Annotated in this window: 13 protein-coding genes and 1 tRNA gene; 10 read left to right on the top strand and 4 right to left on the bottom strand. The window is 70.2% G+C overall.

Going from position 1 to position 16,283, the window contains the following annotated elements; translation table 11 throughout:
* Positions 1-137: 137 nt before the first annotated feature.
* Complete coding sequence (locus IE267_RS14870) at positions 138-1,457, bottom strand: sensor histidine kinase (RefSeq protein WP_189763561.1); 1,320 nt, start codon at positions 1,455-1,457, stop codon at positions 138-140.
* A gap of 165 nt (positions 1,458-1,622) precedes the next feature.
* On the opposite strand from IE267_RS14870, the gene IE267_RS14875 reads away from it, so the two are divergent.
* The 4 genes from IE267_RS14875 (at position 1,623) to IE267_RS14890 (ending at position 5,248) form a co-directional block, all read left to right on the top strand.
* A complete protein-coding gene (locus IE267_RS14875; protein ID WP_189763562.1) occupies positions 1,623-2,495 on the top strand; it encodes a hypothetical protein in 873 nt (290 codons plus the stop codon).
* Positions 2,496-2,506: 11 nt separating this feature from the next.
* A tRNA-Gln gene (locus IE267_RS14880) sits at positions 2,507-2,577 on the top strand.
* Between the two features lie 130 nt (positions 2,578-2,707).
* Complete coding sequence (gene glmU / locus IE267_RS14885) at positions 2,708-4,156, top strand: bifunctional UDP-N-acetylglucosamine diphosphorylase/glucosamine-1-phosphate N-acetyltransferase GlmU (protein ID WP_167159381.1); 1,449 nt, start codon at positions 2,708-2,710, stop codon at positions 4,154-4,156.
* Between the two features lie 117 nt (positions 4,157-4,273).
* Positions 4,274-5,248 carry a ribose-phosphate diphosphokinase gene (locus IE267_RS14890; protein WP_161249455.1) on the top strand — a complete coding sequence of 325 codons (975 nt, stop codon included), beginning with the start codon at positions 4,274-4,276 and terminating at the stop codon, positions 5,246-5,248.
* Between the two features lie 52 nt (positions 5,249-5,300).
* Here the strand turns inward: IE267_RS14890 and IE267_RS39630 are convergent, their stop codons facing one another.
* On the bottom strand, positions 5,301-6,188 hold the full coding sequence (locus IE267_RS39630) for a serine hydrolase (RefSeq protein WP_229861179.1): 888 nt from the start codon (positions 6,186-6,188) through the stop codon (positions 5,301-5,303).
* Entirely contained in the window at positions 6,185-7,135 is a 951-nt protein-coding gene (locus IE267_RS39635; protein ID WP_229861181.1) for a LysR family transcriptional regulator, read from the bottom strand. The genes IE267_RS39630 and IE267_RS39635 overlap by 4 nt, the downstream gene beginning before the upstream one ends.
* 233 nt (positions 7,136-7,368) lie before the next feature.
* Here IE267_RS39635 and IE267_RS14900 point away from each other — a divergent pair, with 233 nt between their 5' ends.
* From IE267_RS14900 to IE267_RS14910, 3 genes are all read left to right on the top strand, one after another.
* Entirely contained in the window at positions 7,369-7,956 is a 588-nt protein-coding gene (locus tag IE267_RS14900) for a 50S ribosomal protein L25/general stress protein Ctc (protein ID WP_167159376.1), read from the top strand.
* 177 nt (positions 7,957-8,133) lie between these two features.
* Positions 8,134-8,730 (top strand): aminoacyl-tRNA hydrolase, encoded by a 597-nt coding sequence (gene pth / locus IE267_RS14905; RefSeq protein WP_189763563.1) that lies wholly within the window; start codon positions 8,134-8,136, stop codon positions 8,728-8,730.
* 75 nt (positions 8,731-8,805) lie between these two features.
* Positions 8,806-9,273 carry a hypothetical protein gene (locus tag IE267_RS14910; RefSeq protein WP_189763564.1) on the top strand — a complete coding sequence of 156 codons (468 nt, stop codon included), beginning with the start codon at positions 8,806-8,808 and terminating at the stop codon, positions 9,271-9,273.
* 308 nt (positions 9,274-9,581) lie between these two features.
* Here the strand turns inward: IE267_RS14910 and ppc are convergent, their stop codons facing one another.
* Positions 9,582-12,311, bottom strand: a complete 2,730-nt coding sequence (ppc, locus tag IE267_RS14915; RefSeq protein WP_161249441.1) for a phosphoenolpyruvate carboxylase — start codon at positions 12,309-12,311, stop codon at positions 9,582-9,584.
* Positions 12,312-12,528: 217 nt separating this feature from the next.
* On the opposite strand from ppc, the gene IE267_RS14920 reads away from it, so the two are divergent.
* From IE267_RS14920 to IE267_RS14930, 3 genes are all read left to right on the top strand, one after another.
* Entirely contained in the window at positions 12,529-13,527 is a 999-nt protein-coding gene (locus tag IE267_RS14920) for an acyl-CoA desaturase (protein ID WP_161249439.1), read from the top strand.
* Positions 13,524-14,246 (top strand): TetR/AcrR family transcriptional regulator, encoded by a 723-nt coding sequence (locus IE267_RS14925; RefSeq protein WP_161249437.1) that lies wholly within the window; start codon positions 13,524-13,526, stop codon positions 14,244-14,246. Before IE267_RS14920 ends, IE267_RS14925 begins: the two co-directional genes overlap by 4 nt.
* A 259-nt stretch (positions 14,247-14,505) precedes the next feature.
* Entirely contained in the window at positions 14,506-16,245 is a 1,740-nt protein-coding gene (locus tag IE267_RS14930; protein ID WP_229861182.1) for an FG-GAP repeat domain-containing protein, read from the top strand.
* The last annotated feature ends 38 nt before the right edge of the window (positions 16,246-16,283 follow it).

The following is a 16,283-nucleotide window of genomic DNA, read 5'->3' on the forward strand; positions in this document are numbered from 1 at the left end:
CGCCACCGGCGCCGTCCGCCTCCGCCCGCGGACCGTGCACGGCCCATCGCACGCACGCGGCCGAGCCGCGAACGGCACGGCCCCGCACCCCCGCAAGCGAACCGGCCCGCCGGGAAAGCCCCGGAAATCCCCCGGAACTACGAGGCCACCGGGGCCCGGTCCGGCAGCACCGCGGACACCCGGAAACCGCCCGCGTCCGTCGTACCCGACACGAACACCCCGCCCAGCGCCTTCACCCGCTCCCGCATCCCCACCAGACCATTGCCCCCACTGGGCAACCCCGCATCCGCCGTGACACCGTCCGCCGGACCGTTCTCCACCTGCATCGCCACCTCGGCCTCCCGCCGAGCAAGACGCACCATCACCTTCGCGCCCGCCGCGTGCTTGTGGACGTTGGTCAACGCCTCCTGTACCACCCGGTAAGCGGTCTGCTCCACCAGCGCGTCGTACCCCCGCGCCTCCCCCTGCACCATCAGCTCCACCACCATCCCGGCCTCCCGGGACTGCCCCACCAACGCCTCGATGTCCTCAAGACATGGCCCCTCCTCCGCGGCCGCCGCGGCCGCGGCCGCCGCCGCACCCACCGCGGCCAACGGCACCGCATCCACCCGCACCGCCACCGGCTGCTGATCCGCCGCCCGCAACACCCCGAGCATCTCCCGCAACTCCGTCAACGCCTGCCGGCCCATGTCACCGACCAGCGCCGCGTTCTTCACCGCCTTCTCCGGATCCTTGCGCGCCACCGCCTGCAACGCCGCCGCGTGCACCACCATCAACGACACCCGGTGCGCCACCACGTCGTGCATCTCCCGCGCGATACGCGTCCGCTCCTCCGTACGCGCCCACTCCGCCCGCTCCTCGGCCCGGTCCGCGAGCAGCGACAACTCCCGCTCCAGCGAATCCGCCCGCTCCCGCAACGACTCCATCAACCGCCGCCGCGCCCCTATATACAGCCCGTACAACAGCGGCGGACCCGTGATCCCGAGCGACATCACCGCCGACATCAGCGGCACGTACCAGTACCCCGGGTCGTAATCACCCCGCGCCACGCTCTGATGCAGCCGCACGAACGTGACGATGAACGTCCCCACCACCGACATCCCCGCCAGCGCCGCCGTGATCCGGCGCGGCACCTCCGACGCGGCCAGCGTGTAGAGCCCCACCACGCTCAGCAGAAAACCCATGCTGGCCGGCGTCACCGCGACCGAGACGAGCACCACGGCGATCGGCCACCGCCGCCGCAGCGCCAACGAAGCCCCCGCCACCAGACCGAGCAACACCCCGGCCGGCACGGGCAACCCCGAGTCCCCCGCGAAACCCACACCCTCCAGCGCACACTCCAGCGCGGAGAACACCCCGAGCGAGACATCCAGCACCGCGCTGCGCCTGCGCTCCCACCACCACCAGCCACGGGAGGTCAACCCCGTGGCTTCCTGGTAAGCCCCCGTTGCGGTCATGGCTCCCAGACTAAGGGCGGGCGCGAACGATTTTCCTATGGCTTTCGTCCCGCGCGCGCTGCACAGAATCTCCCCCAACACGCCGCCAACCGGTGCGAATCCTACGATCCGGCGAATCGCCCGGATATTCGAGCGGACATCCGGATGCCGGACGAACGTGTCCGTATGACATCAGCCACACCCGGCAAGTACGCCGACTTCGAGGGCCTGCGGCAGCGGGCGATCGCGCTGCGGCGCGAGGGGCTCAGCCGCCGCCAGATCCGCGACCGCCTGTTCGTCGACAACAACGACCTCCTCAACCGCCTCCTGAACGGCGAGCCCGCCCCCGAGTGGACCAAGCGCCCCAACGCCAAGGACGACCTCCGCGACCGCGCGCGGGAGCTGCGCGCGCAGGGCCTGACATACGACGCGATCCAGGCCGAGCTCGGCTGCTCGAAGAGCTCGATATCGCTCTGGGTGCGGGACCTGCCGAAGCCGGCTCCGCGCACCCGCGAGGAGGCGTCGGCGATCGCCCGACGGGGGTGGGAAGCGACGCTCCAGCGACGGGAGGAGGAGCGGCGGGCGACGAAGGAGGGTGCCGCGAGCGCCGTCGGGAGCCTGTCCGACCGGGAGCTGTTCCTCGCCGGAGTGGTCCTCTACTGGGCGGAAGGCGCCAAGGACAAACCCTGGGACCGCCGGGAGTCCCTGAAGTTCATCAACAGCGACCCGAACGTGATCGCGCTGTACCTGAAGTGGCTGGACCTCCAGGGCGTCGCACCAGAGCGGCTGCGCCTGTGCGTCAACATCCACGAGTCGGCCGACGTCGAGGAAGCCACGCGCTTCTGGACCGAGCTGACGGGCCTCAGCCCGGCGAGCTTCAACAAGCCGGTGATCAAACGGCACAACCCGAAGACGCGCCGGAAGAACACCGGCGAAAGCTATCGGGGCTGCCTCGCGATCTATGTCCGGGATAGCGCCGATCTGTACCGTCGCATGGAAGGTGCCTGGTACGGCATAGTAGGGGCTGTCCTCTCGACCGAAGAGCCTAAACGGACATAGAGGGCAGACCATCCCAGGTCGTCTAATGGCAGGACAAATGGTTTTGGTCCATTGAATGAGGGTTCGATTCCTTCCCTGGGAGCTCAAAAGTTCGGGTCCTGACTGACACCAGTCAGGACCCGCCGCATTTCCCCAGCCCCCACCCCGATTTCATCCGCGAAACCCCCCGGTATCCTTCGGGTGTCCACCCCCCGAAGCCGAAGGGCACCTCCGTGAGCGCAACCCGCCCGGCCGCCGTCGTCGTCCTCGCCGCGGGTGAGGGCACCCGCATGAAGTCGGCCACTCCCAAGGTTCTGCACGAGATCTGCGGGCGCTCGCTCGTCGGGCACGTCGTGGCAGCCTCCCGTGAGCTGGACCCCGAGCACCTCGTCGTGGTCGTCGGCCACGCTCGCGAGCAGGTCTCCGCCCACCTCGGTGCGATCGACGCCTCGGTGCGCACCGCCGTCCAGTACGAGCAGAACGGCACCGGGCACGCGGTGCGGATGGCGCTGGAGGAGCTGGGCCAGTCCATCGAGGGCACGGTCGTCGTGGTGTGCGGCGACACGCCGCTGCTGACCGGCGCGACGCTGGCGGAGCTGACCCGTGCGCACGAGAACGACCGCAACGCGGTGACCGTGCTGACCGCCGAGGTCGACGACTCCACCGGCTACGGCCGCATCGTGCGGGACGACGCCTCGGGCGCGGTGACCGCGATCGTGGAGCACAAGGACGCGACCGAGGCGCAGCGCGCGATCCGGGAGATCAACTCGGGTGTGTTCGCGTTCGACGGCGCGCTCCTCGCGGACGCGTTGGGCAAGGTGCGTACGGACAACAGTCAGGGCGAGGAGTATCTGACGGACGTCCTGGGGATTCTGCGTGAGGCGGGGCACCGGGTGGGTGCGTCGCTGGCGGGGGACTTCCGGGAGATCCTGGGGATCAACAACCGGGTGCAGTTGGCTCAGGCGCGTCGGCTGTTGAACGACCGGCTGCTGGAGCGGGCGATGCTCGCGGGTGTGACGGTGGTGGATCCGGCCACGACGTTCGTGGATGTGCAGGTGACGTTCGAGCAGGACTCGGTGGTGCTTCCGGGTACGCAGTTGCTGGGGTCGACGCATCTGGCTTCGGGCGCCGAGGTGGGTCCCAACGCGCGGCTGACGAACACGGTGGTGGGCCGGGACGCGCGGGTCGACAACACGGTGTCGTTCGACTCCGAGGTGGGTGAGGGCGCGACGGTCGGCCCGTACGCCTATCTGCGGCCGGGTACGCGGCTCGGTGCGAAGGCCAAGATCGGTACCTATGTGGAGACGAAGAACGCGTCGATCGGTGCGGGGACGAAGGTTCCGCATCTGTCGTATGTGGGGGACGCGACGATCGGTGAGTACACGAACATCGGCGCGGCCAGTGTGTTCGTGAACTACGACGGTGAGGCGAAGCATCACACGACGATCGGCTCACACTGCAAGACGGGTTCGGACAACATGTTTGTTGCTCCTGTCACAGTGGGGGACGGTGCTTACACCGCTGCGGGTTCGGTGATCACGAAGGATGTGCCGCCCGGTTCGCTGGCCGTCGCCCGTGGCCAGCAGCGGAATATCGAGGGTTGGGTGGAGCGCAAGCGTCCGGGAAGTGCTGCCGCGCAGGCTGCTCAGGCTGCGGCCGAGCAGTCGGGCGGGGAGAACTGACCGGATTCGGGTGCACCTTTCTCGGGCTACCGTGATAGGTGCACATATTCGGCTGGCTCGCCGCGAAAGGGACCGCGCGGGTGCAGCAGCATCGAACACGTCTGAGGAGACTGTGCTGTGACCGGGATCAAGACGACCGGCGAGAAGAAGCTGATGCTCTTCTCCGGCCGCGCCCACCCCGAGCTGGCCGAGGAGGTTGCGCACCAGTTGGGTGTGGGCCTCGTGCCGACGAAGGCCTTCGACTTCGCGAACGGTGAGATCTACGTTCGTTTCCAGGAGTCGGCGCGTGGTGCGGACTGCTTCCTGATCCAGAGCCACACGGCTCCGATCAACAAGTGGATCATGGAACAGCTGATCATGATCGACGCCCTGAAGCGGGCGTCGGCGCGATCCATCACCGTGATCATTCCGTCCTACGGCTACGCCCGTCAGGACAAGAAGCACAAGGGCCGTGAGCCGATCTCGGCGCGTCTGGTGGCCGATCTGCTGAAGACCTCGGGTGCGGACCGCATCCTGACGGTCGATCTGCACACGGACCAGATCCAGGGCTTCTTCGACGGTCCGGTGGATCATCTGACGGCGCTGCCGGTCCTCGCGGACTACGTGGGCGCGAAGGTCGACCGTTCGAAGCTGACGATCGTGTCTCCGGACGCGGGCCGGGTGCGGGTCGCGGACCGCTGGTGCGACCGGCTGGACGCGCCGCTGGCGATCGTGCACAAGCGCCGTGACAAGGAAGTCGCGAACACGGTGACGGTGCACGAGGTCGTCGGTGATGTGAAGGGCCGTGTCTGCGTCCTCGTGGACGACATGATCGACACGGGTGGCACGATCTGCGCCGCCGCGGACGCGCTGTTCGCGCACGGTGCGGAGGACGTCATCGTGACGGCCACGCACGGCATCCTGTCGGGTCCGGCCGCGGACCGTCTGAAGAACTCCAAGGTGAGCGAGTTCGTGTTCACGAACACGCTGCCGGACCCCTCGGACCTGGAGCTTGACAAGATCACGGTGCTTTCGATCGCTCCGTCGATCGCCCGCGCGGTGCGTGAGGTGTTCGAGGACGGCTCGGTGACGAGCCTCTTCGAGGAGAACTAGCCTTCAGTTGCTGGGAGTTGGGGCCGCGTCCGGTATCGGACGCGGCCCTTCTTCATGCCCGCTCCCGGGTGTTGCGCAGCGCGTCGACGGCGATGCGGGCGGCGCGTCCGATGGCGGCGTCGGCGGCGGGCAGGGTGGCGGCGGTGGAGGCGGCGCGGGTGAAGACGGCGACGGCGTAGCGGCCGCCGTCGGGGTATTCGACGACGCCGGCCTCGTGGCGCTGGGTGGGCAGGGTGCCGGTCTTGCCGCTGACGCGTACGTCGTCGAAGGGGAAGCCGGAGGCGAGGCGGTGGCTCCAGGCCTGGACGCCGAGGACGGTGCGGAGTTCCTCGCCCCAGGCCCCGGCGCAGACCTCGTCGCGCCAGACGGCGGTGAGCAGGGCGGTGATCTCGCGGGGGGTGGAGCGGTTGGTGCGGGCGGGGTCGAGGACGGTGAGGCGGGCGACGGCGGCGGGGTCGACGAGGGCGGCGGGCCCGCTGTCGCCGGTGTCGGCGACCATCGTGGCGTAGAGGCCGGCCTGGTTGTGGACGGCGATGGTGCGGGTCAGGCCGAGGGCGTTCATGGTGGCGTTGACGGTGTCGAGGCCGAGGCGGTCCCAGAGAATGTCGGCGGCGGCGTTGTCGCTGACGGCGACGGCGAGCGAGGCGAGGTCGCGCAGGCTGAGGCGGGCGGCGTCGCGCATGACGGCGAGTCCGGTGGGCCCGGGTGCGCGGGCACCTGCGGGGATGTCGACGGGGGTGGTGGGGTCGAGGCGTCCGGCGGCGGCTTCGCGGTAGAGGGTGGCGACGAGGCACAGCTTGTGGACGCTGGCGGTGGATACGGGGGTGTCGGCGGCCAGGGCGACGGTGGCGCCGGTGTCGATGTCGGTGGCGCAGAGCGCCCCGCCGAGGCCGGCGTCGGTGAGGGCGGCGGTGATGCGGCCGCGTACGGGGGTGTTCACAGCGGGAACTCCGATGCGGGGCGGGGGAACAGGCGCCGCTGGGTGGCGGTGGGGAGGAGCCCGGCGTGTTCGCGCAGGACGTCGTGGGCGGCTTCGGTGAACAGGCGCACGGCGGGCCCGTCGCGTCCGGCGGGCCAGGCGGTGGAGGTGCGCCAGGTGAGGGGGTTGCCGCGCAACGGGCGCCAGGTGGTGCCGGGTTCGGGGGCGGACCGGGGCACGAGGGCGACGACGTGGGTGCCGGACAGGATGAGGGCGCGGGTGAATTCGATGCCGGCGACTTCGCGTACGGCGCTGGGCGTGCAGCCGTGGCGGGCGCAGGCGGTGAGGGTTTCGTCGTGCAGGGCGGGGGCGGTGGGGCGGGGGAAGAGGACGAGTTCGCGGCCGTCGAGGTCGGCGACGTCGATCTCGGGGTGTTCGGCGAGCGGGTCCTGGTCGGCGAGGAGGGCGCCGAGGGGCTGGTGGAGCTGGGGGCCGAAGCCGAGTCCGGTGGCGGGGCAGGGGTGGCGGACGATGCCGGCGTCGAGGGTGCCCGCGGCCAGTTCGGCGGTCAGCTCGGCGGTGGTGAGTTCGCGCAGGTCGAGTTCGCCGCCGGGGCTGCGTTCGCGGTAGGCGGTGAGCAGGGCGGCGACGGTGGCGCCGCCGAGCTGGGGCGGGACGGCGGCGCGCAGGGTGCCGGCGGCGCCGCCCTGGACGCGGCCGACGAGGGTGCGCAGCCGGTCGGCGGCGTCGAGCAGGGCGTCGGTTTCGGCCAGGACGAGGCGGCCGGCGGGGGTGAGGGTGGCGCCGGTGCGGCCGCGGTCCAAGAGGCGGACGCCGAGTTCGCGCTCCAGGCGCTGGATGCGCTGGGACAGGGAGGGCTGGGCGACGCGCAGGCGTTCGGCGGCGCGGCCGAAGTGCTGTTCTTCGGCGACGGTGCGGAAGTACCTGAGGTGCAGCAGCAGGTCCATGAACAGCAAGAATAGGCGAACGCCTATGGGGACGTCTTCGATAAGCGGGCTCGGGCGGCGGCCCGGCGTTGATCCAATTGGGCGGTCGGGGGGTGGCCGGGTATTCTGGGCCAGTTGCTCGGCGAGGGAGGCCGTACCTGAGGTACGGCGGTCCGTTATCGACGCGCTCTTCGTAGCAGGCCAGTCGTGGCCGGGTGACCACCTTTTCTGGATCACTTTTACGAGGAGTGCACATGTCCGAGGTCAAGCTCGCCGCTGAGGTCCGTAACAGCTTCGGCAAGGGCGCCGCGCGCACCATCCGCCGCGAGAACAAGGTTCCCGGCGTCATCTACGGTCACGGCACCGAGCCGGTCCACGTCACCCTGCCGGGCCACGAGCTGCTGCTCGCGCTGCGTACCGCGAACGTCCTGCTGTCCCTGGACCTCGACGGCAAGACCGAGCTCGCGATCCCGAAGGCCGTCCAGCGTGACGCCATCAAGGGCTACCTGGTCCACGTCGACCTGCTGCTCGTCAAGAAGGGCGAGAAGGTCACGGTCGAGGTCGCGGTCGAGACCGAGGGCGACCTGGCCCCGGGCAGCTTCCTCGTCGAGAACGTGCTGAACACGATCTCCGTCGAGGCCGAGGCCACCCACATCCCGACCTCCGTCTCCGTCTCCATCGAGGGCCTTGAGGCCGGCGCGGCGATCCACGCCAAGGACATCAAGCTGCCGGCCGGCACCACCCTGGCCACCGACCCCGAGGCCGTCGTCATCCAGATCCTGGCCGCCCAGGCCGAGGAGCCGGCTGCCGAGACCGAGGACGCCGAGGGCGCCGAGGCCTGAGCAGCACGCTCTGCCTGAGATCCGTGCCGGGCACGGACTCCGACGGGGCGGCGGGCCACACTTGGCCCGCCGCCCCGTTTTCTCTGTGTACGTGGTGTTCCCGCAGCACGTATCCGCGCTGTACATGACCGAGCTTGACGCGACCGAGCTGTACGTGACCGAGGAGACGCAGCCCCCATGACGACCGACGACGCGAACGCCCCCTGGCTGATCGTGGGCCTGGGCAATCCCGGTCCGGAGTACACCGCGAACCGGCACAACGTCGGGTTCATGGTTGCCGACCTGCTCGCCGAGCGGATGGGCGGCCGGTTCAAGGCGCACAAGGCGCGGGCGCAGGTGGTGGAGGGGCGGATCGGTCCGCCGGGCCCGCTGAACCGCCGGGTGGTGCTCGCCAAGCCGATGTCGTACATGAACCTGTCGGGCGGGCCGGTGACGGCGCTGCGCGACTTCTACAAGGTGCCGGTCGCCAACATCGTTGCGATGCATGACGAGTTGGACATCGACTACGGGGTGCTGCGGCTGAAGCTGGGCGGCGGGGACAATGGGCACAACGGTCTGAAGTCCATCACCAAGTCGCTGGGCGCGGACTATCACCGGGTGCGGTTCGGCATCGGGCGCCCGCCGGGGCGGATGCAGGTGGCGGACTTCGTCCTGAAGGACTTCTCCTCGACGGAGCGCAAGGAGCTGGGCTATTTCGTGGACCGGGCGGCCGATGCGGCCGAGGCCCTGGTGATCGAGGGCCTGGAGCGGGCCCAGTCGACGTACAACTCCTGACAACCGCTCCCAAAGGGGCCGCGGCTCGGGCCAGGGTTTGACCGTGCGCGGTCATTACCGCCAGGATCGCGCCCCATGACGAAGCGGAGCCGTACCTTCCTGCTGGTCGTGGTGCGGGCCGCGGCGGCCCTGGTCGCCGTGGTGCTCGTGGTGGCCGGGTTCTGGTCGTCGTGGGGCACCGCGCAGCACGTGATGCTGTCGAAGGGGCGCGATCACGGGCGGCTGACGGTGACGTCCTGTGCGGCCGATGTGTGCACCGGCCGGTACGCGCCCTCGCCCGGGTCCGCCGCGCACGCCCGGGTCACGATCGCGGAGTCGGTGGCGGCGCGGCGGGGCGACGACCTGCCGGTGGTCCTGAAGCCCGGCACGGACGAGGCGGTGCGCAGCGGCCTCGCGGGCCTGCTGTACGCCTGGCTCCCGTTGGCCGGAGCGCTGCTCCTGGCCTCGCTGCTGGTCGCGGGGGGCTTGCGGATGCCGCGGACGGCGTGGGCGGTGGGGCTGGTCGGCGCCGCCGCGATGGCCTGGGCGTTCATCGCCCTGTAGCCCCGCTCGCTCCCGGCCCGGAGCGGCTACCGCCCCCTCGCACCCCGCACACCCCGCGCGGGCCCACCGGATCGCGCAGTTCCTCGCACCCCTGAAACCCGCCTTCGTGCGCGGACCGTGCGTGGCTGATCGCGCAGTTCCTCGCGCCCCTGTAGGTGGACCGGCACCCACCGAACGCGCCCACCGCGGCGGAGCCCCGGGAACGGGCCCGCCCCCTCCCGCATCCCCCGGGGGGAGTGCGGGAAGGGGCGGGGTAGGACGGAGACCCGGGCCCGGGGCGGAGCCCCGAGGGTGGCCCGGGGCCGGGCTCAGCCCGTGTTGCGCAGGCCCGCGGCCACGCCGTTCACCGTGAGGAGCAGCGCTCGGGAGAGGAGCGGGTCCGGGGCCTCGCCCCGGTCGGCCGCCGCGCGCTGGCGTGCGAGGAGCGCGACCTGGAGGTAGGAGATCGGGTCCAGATACGCGTCCCGGATCGCGAACGTCTGCTGCAACGCCGGGCTGGCGCCGAGCAGTTCGTCCCGCCCGGTGATCCGCAGAACCTCCCGCACGGTGAGCTCGTGCTCCGCCTCGATCGCCGAGAACACGTGCTTCAGCTCGTCCGGCACGAGCGTGTCGACGTAGTGCCGGGCGATCCGCAGGTCCGTCTTCGCGAGCGTCATCTCCACGTTGGAGAGGAAGTTGCGGAAGAAGTGCCAGCGCTCGCTCATCTCGCCGAGCACCTCCTCGAGACCCGCCTCGCGCAGCGCCTTGAGTCCGGAGCCGACGCCGAACCAGCCCGGCACGATCTGCCGGGACTGGGTCCAGCCGAACACCCACGGGATGGCCCGCAGTCCGTCGAGGCCCGCACCGGAGTCGGGGCGGCGCGAGGGCCGCGAGCCCAGGTGCAGCTCGGCGAGCTGGTCGACGGGCGTGGACGCGAAGAAGTACGCGGGCAGGTCGGGGTCCTCGACCAGCTTGCGGTACGCCGAGTGCGCGGCGTCGGACACCGTGTCCATCGCCGCGTCCCAGCGCGCGAGGGCCTCGTCGGACTGGCGGGGCGCGGTGTGCAGGGCGGAGGCCTGGAGCGTGGCCGCGACGGTCAGCTCCAGGTTCTCCCTGGCCAGGGACGGGATGAGGTACTTGTCGGAGATGACCTCGCCCTGCTCGGTGACCTTGATCTCGCCTTCGAGGGTGCCCCAGGGCTGGGCGAGGATCGCGTCGTGCGAGGGGCCGCCGCCGCGGCCGACGGTGCCGCCGCGGCCGTGGAAGAGCCGCAGCCGTACGCCGTAGCGGTGGGCGACGTCGCGCAGTCGGCGCTGGGCGCGGTGGATCTCCCACTGGGAGGTGGTGATGCCGCCGAACTTGGAGGAGTCCGAGTAGCCGAGCATGACCTCCTGGACGTCGCCGCGCAGCGAGACGAGGCGCCGGTAGGAGGGGTCGGCCAGCATCTCGTCGAGGATGACGTCGGCGGCGCGCAGCTCGTCGGTGGTCTCCAGGAGCGGCACGATGCCGATCTTGGCCCAGCCGCCGTGCAGGTCGAGGAGGCCGGCCTCGCGGGCGAGGACGGCCGCGGCGAACACGTCGTCGGCGCCCTGGCACATGGAGATGATGTAGGACTCGATGACCTCGGGCCCGAACCGCTCGAAGGCTTCCTTGATGGTGCCGAACACACCGAGGGTCTTCTCGCCGGCCGCGTCCAGCGGGGCCGGCGTCGGGGCGAGCGGGCGGCGCGAGCGGAGCTCCTTGGCGAGGAGCTTCTGCCGGTAGTCGCGCGGCATGTCGGCGTAGCGCCAGGACTCCTCGCCGAGCCGGTCGAAGAGCTGGCCGAGCGCGTGGTGGTGGGCGTCGGCGTGTTCGCGTACGTCCATGGTGGCGAGCTGGAGGCCGAACGCCGCGAGGGTGCGGATCGTGCGGTCCATGCGGCCGTCGGCGAACAGGGCGCCGCGGTGGGCGCGCAGCGAGGTCTGGATGAGCGTGAGGTCGGCGATCAGGTCGGCGGTGCCGAGGTAGTCGCGGCCGGGCTGGTGGGTGGTGCCCTTGGCGAGCCGGTCCTTGGTGTGGACGAGCTTCTGCCGGATGGCGGTGGCCTTGAGCCGGTAGGGCTCCTCGGCGTTGAGGCGCTTGTAGCGGGGGCTGATCTCGGGGAGGGCTTCGAGGTCGGCCTGGAGCGAGCAGAGCAGCTCTTCGGTGGCGCCCGCGTAGCGGATGGAGTTGGAGAGCAGTCCGCGCAGGAAGTCGATCGTGTCGAGCGCGTCGTTGATGCCGTGCTCGTGCTGGAGGATCAGCACGTCCCAGGTGACCTTGGGGGTCACGTTGGGGTTGCCGTCGCGGTCGCCGCCGATCCACGTGCCGAAGGTGAGCGGGCGGGTGCCGGGCGGCAGCTCGACGCCGACGCGCTCCAGCTCGGCCGCGAGGTCCTCCAGTACGTCCCCGACGGCGCCGGCGTGCAGCTCGTCGAGGTAGTAGATGGCGTTGCGGGCCTCGTCGGCCGGTTCGGGGCGCACGACGCGGAGCTCGTCGGTCTGCCAGATCAGGTCGATGTTCTCGGCCAGGCGCAGGTCGTGCCGGCGCCGGTCGGACTCGACGACCGGGGTTTCCAGGAGTTCGGCGATGCGGCGCAGCTTGTTCAGGACGGAGCGGCGGGCGGCCTCGGTGGGGTGGGCGGTGAAGACCGGCCGCACGTTGAGGTTCTTGACGCTCTCGCGGACGTGCTCGGGGTCGCCGTCCTTGAGCATGTCGGCGGTGCGGGCGAGCAGGCTGCCCTCGGCTGCGCGGTGGGCGCGCAGTTCGCGCCCGCGGTGGACCTGCTCGGTGACGTTGGCGAGGTGGAAGTAGGTGGAGAACGCGCGCACCAGCTTGGCGGCGGTCTCGACTTCGGTGCCGCCGAGGAGTTCGGCGGCGGCTTCGCCGTCGCTCCGGGTCAGCGCGCGGACCCGCTCGACGAGCTCCAGGAGCTCGGGTCCCTCCTGTCGGACGAGGGTCTCGCCCAGGAGGTCACCCAGTCGGCGGATGTCGGCGCGCAGCTCGTTGCTGGCGGCGGGAGTCTGGTCGGCACTGCTCACAGGTGCGGCTCCTTGCAGTGTTTGAGCACGTCTGGAGGGTTCTGGAGGCTTGCGGACCGCGCTGTCCGACGACACCCAGGATAGGTGTCCCATTCCGCCCCGCCGTCACGGGCTCTTGTCCCCGGCCACGGCACTGCCATACTTACGTTGCCGTAGGTTACGCATCCGTAGCCAGGCAATTCCGCTCGTTTTCCTCACCCTGCCGGGGGTACTCCCCATGACCACCAGTCCCGATCTGCTTCCCTCGTCGGACGAGGACCCGCTGCCGTCCGCGACGCTGGGCGGCGAGAAAAAACGCAGCATCGAACAGATCGCCCTGCTGCTCTTCATCACCGTCCCCTTCGTGGCGCTCGTCCTCGCGGTGCCGCTCGCCTGGGGCTGGGGAGGGGTCAGCTGGCTCGATCTCGGCCTCCTCGTCTTCATGTACTACCTGGGCTGTCACGGCGTGACGATCGGTTTCCACCGGTACTTCACGCACGGCTCGTTCAAGGCGAAGCGCCCGCTGCGGATCGCGCTGGCGGTCGCGGGCTCGATGGCGGTGGAGGGGCCCCTGGTGCGCTGGGTGGCCGATCACCGCAGGCACCACAAGTTCTCGGACGCGGAGGGCGACCCGCATTCGCCGTGGCGCTTCGGCGAGACGCTGCCCGCGCTGATGAAGGGCCTGTGGTGGGCGCACATCGCGTGGATGTTCGACGAGGAGCAGACCTCGCAGGAGAAGTACGCCCCGGATCTGCTGGCCGATCCCGCGATCCGCCGCATCTCGCGCGACTTCGTGTGGTGGACGATCCTGTCGCTCGCGATCCCGCCGCTGGTGGGGGGTCTGGTCACGATGTCGTGGTGGGGCGCGTTCACGGCGTTCTTCTGGGGCTCGCTGGTGCGGGTGGCGCTGCTGCACCACGTGACGTGGTCGATCAACTCGATCTGCCACGCGGTGGGCAAGCGTCCCTTCAAGTCGCGTGACCGCAGCGGCAACGTGTGGTGGCTGGCGGTGCTCTCGTGCGGCGAGTCGTGGCACAACCTGCACCACGCGGACCCGACGTCGGCCCGGCACGGGGTGATGCGGGGGCAGATCGACTCCAGTGCCCGGATCATCCGCTGGTGCGAGCAGCTGGGCCTGGCGTACGACGTGCGCTGGCCGAGCGCGGCACGTATCGACTCCAAGCGGAACGAAGCCGACCGGTCCCGGCGCAAGGAGAAGGCCGCCGAGGCGGCATGATGGAGGACGTGGCGACCGACTCCAGCACCACCCGTACCACCAGCACCACTGGTTCCTCCCGCTCCGCCGGGGCCTCCGGCTCCGCCGAGAAGCCCCGACGCACCCGCCGGACCCGGATGACCGGGGCCGAGCGCCGGGAGCAGCTGCTGGACATCGGTCGCACGCTCTTCGCCGAAAAGGGCTTCGAGGGCACTTCGGTCGAGGAGATCGCCGCGAAGGCGGGCGTTTCCAAGCCGGTGGTGTACGAGCACTTCGGCGGCAAGGAGGGCCTGTACGCGGTCGTCGTGGACCGGGAAATGCGCTCGCTGCTCGACGGTGTGACGGGTGCGCTGACCGCGGGGCATCCGCGCGAACTCCTGGAACAGGCCGCATTCGCGCTGCTCGACTACATCGAGACGTATACGGACGGATTCCGCATTCTGGTGCGTGACTCCCCGGTCGCCCAATCGACCGGAACGTTCGCCTCACTGATCTCCGACATCGCCACCCAGGTCGAGGACATTCTGGGCCTGGAGTTCAAGGCGCGGGGCTTCGACGCGAAACTGGCGCCGCTGTACGCGCAGGCGCTGGTCGGCATGGTGGCGCTCACCGGGCAGTGGTGGCTGGACGTGCGCAAGCCCAAGAAGGCGGAAGTCGCGGCACATCTGGTGAATCTGGCGTGGCACGGCCTGGACGGTCTCGAACCCAAACCGCGACTTATAGGGCACCGGAAGAGCTGACTCTCTCCACGCGGTCAAGATCAATCAACACCGGCCCCAATTTTCACTTCAACTACACAAGAATCGGCGGTAGTCTTCACCCACAATCCCGGGGGGGATTCCCGCCATTCCTCGCGTGCCAGCACCCATGGCTGCCGTTTGTGCCGCCAAGGTGTACGAGCCGCGCACCCTTTTGCGCGCCCATGCGACGACGAATACGCAGCGACGCGATTCTCCCCGGGTCTACCCGCTTATTCCCATGGGGGGAATTTTGTCCTCTGTGCGCACCAAGCGCGCGAGCCGCCTCGCGGCCTGCACCGCCCTCGTCCTGTCCGCGGGCATGCTGCTCGCCGGTCCGGCCTCGGCCGACTCCACCCCGGCCGGCCCGCACGCCGTCGTGAAGGCACCCAGGCCGGCGTCCGGCCCGACCGACACGCCGTCCCGCACCAAGGCCCCGCTCAAGGCGCCGAACAAGGCGAAGCGTTCCCTGACCGCCGGCGCGGACGCGGCCGGAGTGGCGAAGCCCCGCTTCGACGTGTCCGGCACCGGATACTCCGGCACGCTGATCCGCGACGCCGACAGCAAGCTGTACCTGGAGTCCTGGGACGGCAAGGCCAACCCCGAGTTCACCAACTCCCTCGGGGCCTACAAGGACCTGATCCTGCCCGGCGACCTGGGCGGCGGCAGCGCCCCCGAGGTCCTCGAACTGTCCCCGACCGGCACCCTGACGCTCCACGCGGACACCGACGCCACCGGCGTCGGCTACAGCGCCTGGTACGGGTCCGGCTGGAACATGTTCAACAAGGTCGTCTCGGTCGCCGACGTCACCGGCGACGGCCACAACGACCTGCTGGCCCGCACCCCGGGCGGCGACCTCTACCTCTACGCGGGCACGGGCAACCTGAGCGCCCCGTTCGCGGCAGGCAAGAAGGTCGGGAGCAACTGGGGCATGTTCGACCAGATCGTCGGCGCCAACGACGTGAACGGCGACGGCCTGGGCGACGTCTACGGCCGCACCCCGAACGGCGACCTGTACTTCTACGCAGGCACCGGCAACGCCGCGAACCCGCTGAAGGCCGGCGTCAAGGTCGGCTTCGGCTGGGACATCTACAACCAGATCGTCGCCGTCGACGACCAGAACGGCGACGGGCGCGGCGACCTGATCGCCCGTGACCTGTCGGGCCACATCTGGACCTACTACGGCCAGGCCGACGGCAAGCTCACGGCCCGCGCCGCTCGCGGCCAGGGCTGGTACACCGTCCAGTTCTTCCCGTCCGGCGGCAACCCGACGTACGGCAAGCAGGACCTGTTCGGCCTCGACGGCTCGGGCACGCTCAACTACTACTGGGGCCAGGGCGACGGCTACCTGTCGAAGGTCAATCCCGGCAAGCCGGGCGGCTGGGACGGGGTGCACTACCTGTCCGCCCCCTCCTCGCTCAACACCTCCGAGCGCTGGGCCAGCATCCTGGAGATGGGCTCGGACGGCGAGCTGTACACCAACGGCAACCACGTCGGCGGCGGCTGGAACATCTACAACACCGTCATCGGCGTGGGCGACCTCACCGGTGAGGGCAACGGCGACCTGATCGCCCGTCAGGGCAGCAACGGCCACCTGTACCTGTACCCGGGCAACGGCCAGGCCACCGGCGTCTACTCGCGCATCGACGTGGGCGCGGGCTGGAACGCGTACGACAAGCTCTTCGGCGCCGGCGACATCAACGGCGACGGCCTGTCCGACCTGCTGGCCCGTACGCCCGACGGCACCCTGTACCTGTACGCGGGCACCGGCAACGCCAAGGCCCCGTTCAAGGGCCGGGTCAAGATCGGCACCGGCTGGAACATGTACAGCGCCAACAAGCTCGCCGTCCCCGGCGATCTGACCGGCGACGGCCGCTCGGACATCGTCGCGGTGGACTCCTCCGGCAACCTGTGGCGTTACGACGCCGACGGTTCCGGCGGGCTCAAGAGCCGGGTGAAGATCGGCTTCGGCTGGAACACCTACAAGTACGGCATCTACTAGGCCGACCCCTGCGGTACCGAGCGCCCCGCCCCCTCTTC

This window comes from Streptomyces xanthochromogenes, from assembly GCF_014650455.1.
Lineage (GTDB): Bacteria > Actinomycetota > Actinomycetes > Streptomycetales > Streptomycetaceae > Streptomyces > Streptomyces xanthochromogenes.

What these genes read in the sequence shown, in the direction of transcription:
- IE267_RS14900 (WP_167159376.1), top strand. Translation starts at nt 7,369, where the DNA reads ATGTCCGAGGTCAAGCTCGCCGCTGAGGTCCGTAACAGCTTCGGCAAG.
- IE267_RS14925 (WP_161249437.1), top strand. Translation starts at nt 13,524, where the DNA reads ATGATGGAGGACGTGGCGACCGACTCCAGCACCACCCGTACCACCAGC.
- IE267_RS39635 (WP_229861181.1), bottom strand. Translation starts at nt 7,135, where the DNA reads ATGGACCTGCTGCTGCACCTCAGGTACTTCCGCACCGTCGCCGAAGAA.
- IE267_RS14875 (WP_189763562.1), top strand. Translation starts at nt 1,623, where the DNA reads ATGACATCAGCCACACCCGGCAAGTACGCCGACTTCGAGGGCCTGCGG.
- IE267_RS14910 (WP_189763564.1), top strand. Translation starts at nt 8,806, where the DNA reads ATGACGAAGCGGAGCCGTACCTTCCTGCTGGTCGTGGTGCGGGCCGCG.
- pth (WP_189763563.1), top strand. Translation starts at nt 8,134, where the DNA reads ATGACGACCGACGACGCGAACGCCCCCTGGCTGATCGTGGGCCTGGGC.
- IE267_RS14870 (WP_189763561.1), bottom strand. Translation starts at nt 1,457, where the DNA reads ATGACCGCAACGGGGGCTTACCAGGAAGCCACGGGGTTGACCTCCCGT.
- IE267_RS14920 (WP_161249439.1), top strand. Translation starts at nt 12,529, where the DNA reads ATGACCACCAGTCCCGATCTGCTTCCCTCGTCGGACGAGGACCCGCTG.